This is a genomic window from Pseudomonadota bacterium, from assembly GCA_030860485.1.
GTDB lineage: Bacteria > Pseudomonadota > Gammaproteobacteria > JACCXJ01 > JACCXJ01 > JACCXJ01.
In genome coordinates, this window is the sequence record JALZID010000086.1 from 1 (window position 1) to 5,385 (window position 5,385).

Annotated in this window: 5 protein-coding genes and 3 pseudogenes; 4 read left to right on the forward strand and 4 right to left on the reverse strand. The window is 59.0% G+C overall.

Annotation, left to right across the window (positions count from 1 at the left end; translation table 11 throughout):
- From M3461_05055 to M3461_05065, 3 genes and pseudogenes are all read right to left on the reverse strand, one after another.
- Nucleotides 1-130 (reverse strand): annotated as a pseudogene (locus tag M3461_05055) (lipoyl synthase).
- Nucleotides 131-447: 317 nt separating this feature from the next.
- Nucleotides 448-795, reverse strand: a complete 348-nt coding sequence (locus M3461_05060; GenBank protein ID MDQ3773762.1) for a DUF6522 family protein — start codon at nucleotides 793-795, stop codon at nucleotides 448-450.
- Nucleotides 792-965 (reverse strand): hypothetical protein, encoded by a 174-nt coding sequence (locus M3461_05065; protein MDQ3773763.1) that lies wholly within the window; start codon nucleotides 963-965, stop codon nucleotides 792-794. Before M3461_05065 ends, M3461_05060 begins: the two co-directional genes overlap by 4 nt.
- A 963-nt stretch (nucleotides 966-1,928) precedes the next feature.
- Between M3461_05065 and M3461_05070 the strand changes: the two genes are divergently transcribed.
- The 4 genes and pseudogenes from M3461_05070 (at nucleotide 1,929) to M3461_05085 (ending at nucleotide 5,155) form a co-directional block, all read left to right on the forward strand.
- Nucleotides 1,929-2,294: a rhodanese-like domain-containing protein gene (locus M3461_05070; GenBank protein MDQ3773764.1), complete on the forward strand. Its 366-nt coding sequence runs from the start codon at nucleotides 1,929-1,931 to the stop codon at nucleotides 2,292-2,294.
- Between the two features lie 229 nt (nucleotides 2,295-2,523).
- Nucleotides 2,524-4,484 (forward strand): annotated as a pseudogene (locus tag M3461_05075) (aconitate hydratase).
- On the forward strand, nucleotides 4,466-4,711 hold the full coding sequence (locus tag M3461_05080) for a hypothetical protein (protein MDQ3773765.1): 246 nt from the start codon (nucleotides 4,466-4,468) through the stop codon (nucleotides 4,709-4,711). Before M3461_05075 ends, M3461_05080 begins: the two are co-directional and overlap by 19 nt.
- Nucleotides 4,712-4,861: 150 nt before the next feature.
- Nucleotides 4,862-5,155, forward strand: a pseudogene (locus tag M3461_05085) (2Fe-2S iron-sulfur cluster-binding protein).
- 28 nt (nucleotides 5,156-5,183) lie between these two features.
- Here M3461_05085 and M3461_05090 read toward each other — a convergent pair.
- A partial coding sequence (locus M3461_05090; protein ID MDQ3773766.1) for an ISAzo13 family transposase occupies nucleotides 5,184-5,385 on the reverse strand: 202 nt, incomplete at its 5' end.

The following is a 5,385-nucleotide window of genomic DNA, read 5'->3' on the forward strand; positions in this document are numbered from 1 at the left end:
GTTGAGGGTCGCCTTGGGCCGGAAGAAGTAGCGCCTCACGCGCAGCCCGTAGACGGGCGAAATCTTCGCCGGCGTGATAAGAGGAACGCGTCAGAGGCAAGGCCGAGACCATGAGGAAGCCCTTGGCGCGAAGCGTCCGAACCGAGCCACGCAGTCGAAGAAGCCCCGACGCCGGCAAGCCGCTGCGCGCCTTGCTGATAACCATGGCCGAGATGAAAGGGGCGGTCGGCCGCCGCGTCCTCTGCCATGAGCTGCTCCAATGCCTCCGTGACCTGATGAATGGTGTTCGGGGGTGCGAGCAGCAACCCTTTGGCCACCTTCTGATAGGTGATCGGTAAGCGGCGCTGTGTGGCGACCGCTTGGAGATGCGCTCGAAGCCGGCAGGCGACCGTTTCAGGCGTGTTGTCCTTAACGCTCGTCTCGCGGCGAGATCCCAAGCTGTGGCAGTCATGATGCGGTCCTGACGAGGTCGAGCAGACTTAGGTGATCGGTGTTCGCCGGCGAGGCTTTGGCGGCGGGCGCGACGCTTTCGACCAGCATGAAGGACAATCGATCGCGCAATGTACCGTCGGGATCGACCACCACGGTCCAGGCTTGCGTGCGATACCTGAAAGTAACCCGTGTGCGTCCGGCGTCCTCGTTGATGCCTGTCTCGGCGACGCTGGAGACGTTGCCCTTACGCATCTCGGCCTTCAGCGCTTCGGCCGACAAGCTGAGCTTGGGCGCGAGCAGCTCGGCATCGATGGTGATATCGCCGTCTGCGATGGTGATCGCTGATGCGGGAACAGGACTCATCGCGATACGGCTCCGGTGACGGCGTCCTTCATCGCCGTGGGCTTGCCTGGAACGAAGTAGATGCAGAGCTCGCCGAGTTCCCCCAGAAGCAGCGGCTCGCTCGCGGATCCGCAGGCATAGGGCGCCTGTTCCTCCCGGGAGCAGCCGTCGCCTTCCAGATGCTCACACAACGCGCAGGTGCCGATAGGGAGGTTTGCCTCTCTCCCACGCCACGTGCCCGAGCATGTGCTGCAAGGCGGCGTTAGCGAAGTGACCCGGACGCCGGGGCGTAGGGCGTCCGCGGCACGGACCAGGGCTTCGAAGAGTTCGTTCACAATAATGGCCTTGCCTTGTCGGTCAGATCGAGCCGGGCATTCCGCCCATCGGCCTCTGACCGCATGCGCGTCAGATAGCCTTGGTTTCGAGGGTTTTGATCGTCTGCGACGCCGTGCCTCCGGGTCGTGCCATGGAACGCGGCGAAGGCGGACGGCGCTCGCGAGAAGCGGTTGGCCCGCGCGGAAGTATCCTGAGCACAGCCTACTGGGCCGACGCCAGCCCCTTGCTGCACGTGTCGAAACCCGTGCCCAGTGTCATCTGTTTGCTCATTACCGTCCTCGCCTGTATTCGCGCCTACCCATCAGATGGTAGACTTGTGCAGGCGTTCCCTAGTTCCGAAATTCATCTGGACCTAACTTCGTGGAATAGCCTTACCTTCGGGCGCCTAAGCGAGGTCCAGACTCGGTCATCGCTTGTCGCGGCAACGCCTGTGCCACCGATTGCATTAGATATTTCTGTCAATAAGTTCAACCCATTAGCACACCTTCGCGGTATCTCTAGCGTGCGGTCGGTAAGGGTTACCATTATCCCTGTAATGCTTACTGATCACAGGCCGGTGCGGCAGTACATATGCAGACCTAAACACGTGAACGATTGAAAGGTATGCTGGATCGTCATTGTGCTCGTTGATGTCCTCTCGCGCACGTGAGCCAGGGCATAGCTTGCAAAAATTACAAAAACGATCGCGTTCGATCGCGTTCGCTCGTTGTGGTAAACCGCTCTAACACTTTGTTGTCTGGTGGATTTTTAGAATTGGGCTCGGATGGCATGATACATGCCTTCTCAAATTGACGCCTTAACTTTTTGCGGAGGTCATCATGGCTGAACAAAGTTACTCTATGATTAACCGACAAGACCTCGAGCAGAGGGTGAGGACGACGCTGCCGAATAATCAAGATGCCGAGCAAGGATATGCATTGGTTAATGTGCTAAAGCCGGAGGCCTTCGAGCGAGAGCACATTCCCGGATCGATCAATATCCCGGAAGGCGATGAGAGTGTCTTCGTGAACCGGTTTTCCAAAGACAAGGAGATCGTCGTGTATTGCGCCTCAACGGATTGCCACGCCTCAGACAGCGTAGCCGAAAAGCTGACGAAGCGCGGCTTCACCCGGGTATACGACTACGCAGCCGGCCTGCGGGATTGGAAACAAGGCGGGAATTCCGTGGAAACGGGTGTGCATTGAGCCGAAACGTATTTGCTTTCCTTATCGAGTGCGACGGATTGAAAGGCGCACGTGCCCGGGTCAAACGCACCTTAAGCGCCTACCGAGGAGCCGTGCAACCCCGAAATCCCAGGCCTCCGCCCCTTATTGCCTGCACCAACCGCTCGGGCTTGATGTCCAAAACTGGCGCATAGCGGGTAGCGCGTAAGGCTGGGATCTCCACTCATGGGGCAGAATCTGACGCAAAAAGTTGATTGAGACCCACTTGGTTGCCGGTAGACCTAGGTAGCCGGAGAGCCCGTGGCGGTGCGCATCGATCAAACACTTACCAGGATGCCACCGGCACGCTGGTGATGTTGGAGTTCGAGGCGATGGGGCCTGCCCCGGGTTAAGACCGAGCTCTCGGCGCAATACGTGGATCACAATCTGCTTCAGACCGATGCCGAGAACGCCGAGGATCATTTGTTCCTGTACAGCGCTTGCCAAAAGTACGGCCTCTGGTATAGCCGACCGGGCAACGGGGTGAGCCATCCCGTGCATATGGAGCGTTTTGGAGTTCCAGGCAAGACGCTTTTGGGCTCGGACAGCCACACATGCGCTGCCGGTTCACTCGGTATGCTGGCGATCGGAGCGGGTGGTCTAGAAGTCGCCGCGGCGATGGCCGGTGAGCCGTTTTATCTACCATGCCCAGGGTGATGGGCGTACAACTGGTGGTGAGTTTGCGTGAGTGGGTGAGTGCCAAGGAGGTGATTCTTGAGATGTTGCGCCGTCACGGTGTGGAGGGCGGCAGTGGGAAAATCATTGAATATTACGGTCCGGGAGTGAAAGATCTCTCCGCTATGGACCGTCACGTCATCGCCAATATGGGCGCGGAACTCGGCGCGACCACTTCGGTGTTTCCGTCTGATGAGACGGTGGAAGCGTTCTTGAAACAGCAGGGCCGTAAGGATTGCTGGAGGGGGATCGCCGCCGACGAGAACGCGAGCTATGAGGAAGGAAGATAGCATCGATCTTTCGCAACTCGAGCCGCTCATCGCCTGCCCCACCAGCCCTGGCAACGTGGTGCCGGTGAGCGAAGTGGCAGGCGGGGAGCTCTATCAGGCCTATATCGGCTCCTCAGCCAACCCCGGCTGCCGCGATTTTGCAGTGTCGGCGCTCATGGTCGATGGCAAGCAGGTGCATGCGCGCGTCTCCTTCGATATCAATCCCACCTCAGCCAGATCCTGGAGAACCTCATCGCGATGGGGCTGTTGGCGAAGCTTATTCGCGCCGGAGCGCGGCTGCACCAGGCGGGCTGCAATGGGTGTATCGGCATGGGCCAGGCCCCGGCCACGGACAAAATCAGCTTGCGCACGGTGCCCAGGAATTTCCCAGGGCGCTCGGGCACCAAGGAAGATCAAGTCTATCTTTGCAGCCCCGAGACCGCCACGGCCTCCGCACTGACCGGCGTCATCACCGATCCGCGCACGCTAGGCATGGCATACCCTTGCTTTGCCGAGCCAGAGCAGATCCGCATCAACGCCGATATGCTGGTGCCGCCCCCGCAGGACGGTGAAGCCATCGATCTGATCAAGGGACCGAACATTCAGCCGCTGCCGGAATTCGATCCTTGCCAAACAGCCTGAAGGGTCCGGTGTTGCTGAAGATGGGCGATGATGTCTCTACCGACGAGATCCTGCCCGCCGGCGCCGAAGTGTTGCCTTTTCGCAGCAACATCCCGGAGATTGCCAAGTTCACCTTCGGGGTGGTGGACGTGCATTAATTATCGGCGAGCCATGAAACACAAAGAGCAGGGCTCCTTCGTGGTGGCTGGCCGGAATTACGGGCAGGGATCGAGTCGCGAGCACGCGGCCTTGGCGCCGAGGTATCTTGGATTGAGGGCCGGGATCGCCAAGAGCTTTGCCCGCATCCACCGCCAGAACCTCATCAACTATGCAATCCTGCCGTTGACCTTCGCGGACCCCAGATGACTACGACACCATAGACCAGGGCGATGTGCTGCTCCTGTCGGATGTGCGCGAAGCCATCCAACAGTGCGGCCCGATTGAAGTTCGCAATGAAACCAAGAGCAAACGCTATCAGCTTGAGCATGCGCTGAGTGAGCGCGCCATCCAGATCATCCTCGGAGGCAGTTTGATCAACGTTTTTAAGCGGAGCGTGCGCGAGGGCCAGGCTCGATTTCGCTCTTTTCCTTGTTTGGCCTGCTCATAGCGCTCGGCCAGATGATAGCGCTGGAGCTTGCCCAGACACGTCCGGGCCAGGCGTTCGTGGGTAATGGCGTAGTCGGCGATGCGCTGGTAAGAGGGCAGTCGTTCCGATCGCTTGCGCACGGCCTCTTTGACCGCCTATTCCACGCCGGTACCACCGCCCTCGCGAATGGCCTTGGCGTTGGAAACGATCACCGCGACCGGATTGCCGTCTTTTTTGCAGCAAGATAACAAGGTCACCGGGTTGTCGCGCTGGGCGGTCTCGTGACTAAAGACGCTGGTGCAGATCTCTCTGGTTAGGTGAGGTGCTAGAGAACACTTCCAAACCGGTCTAACCGCTCGACTCAGTTTAGGGCTAGGGGATATTGTTCAGAGGTTGCAATGGGTCTATTTCGGCTTCCGCCTGGATCGGCTATAGCACAGGGCAAGACATTTCGCGCGGAAGACCGTGCATCATCTATTCTGCGCTTTCGCATCTACCGCTACGATCCAGACAGCCGTCAAGGCCCCCGCATCGACACCTATGAGGTGGACGCAGAGCGCTGCGGAAAGATGGTTCTGGATGCGCTCTTTACCGTCAAGAACGAGATCGATTCGACGCTCGCGTTCCGGCGCTCATGCCGCGAGGGGATCTGCGGGTCCTGCGCGATGAGCATCAACGGCCACAACACACTTAGGCATCTAGCATAAATAACTTGAACAATTATCGGGCTGGTGTGGGATGAATACTGTAGTTCCATTCGCCGTGGAATTCGTCTGGCGTGGGCTGGACCGTGGGCAATTCAGCATTGCTGACTTTGATCCCTTTGGCATAAGGCCGTTCATCCAACGCCGCCTGGATTTTCAGCCCGCCTTGGGTCGTGGTCGCCCCAATGAGCTCAATGATCACCTCGTGGCTCACCAGT

Bases quoted from the DNA above. Each gene is read 5' to 3' on its own strand.
- M3461_05060 (MDQ3773762.1), bottom strand. From the start codon at position 795: ATGAGTCCTGTTCCCGCATCAGCGATCACCATCGCAGACGGCGATATC.
- M3461_05070 (MDQ3773764.1), top strand. From the start codon at position 1,929: ATGGCTGAACAAAGTTACTCTATGATTAACCGACAAGACCTCGAGCAG.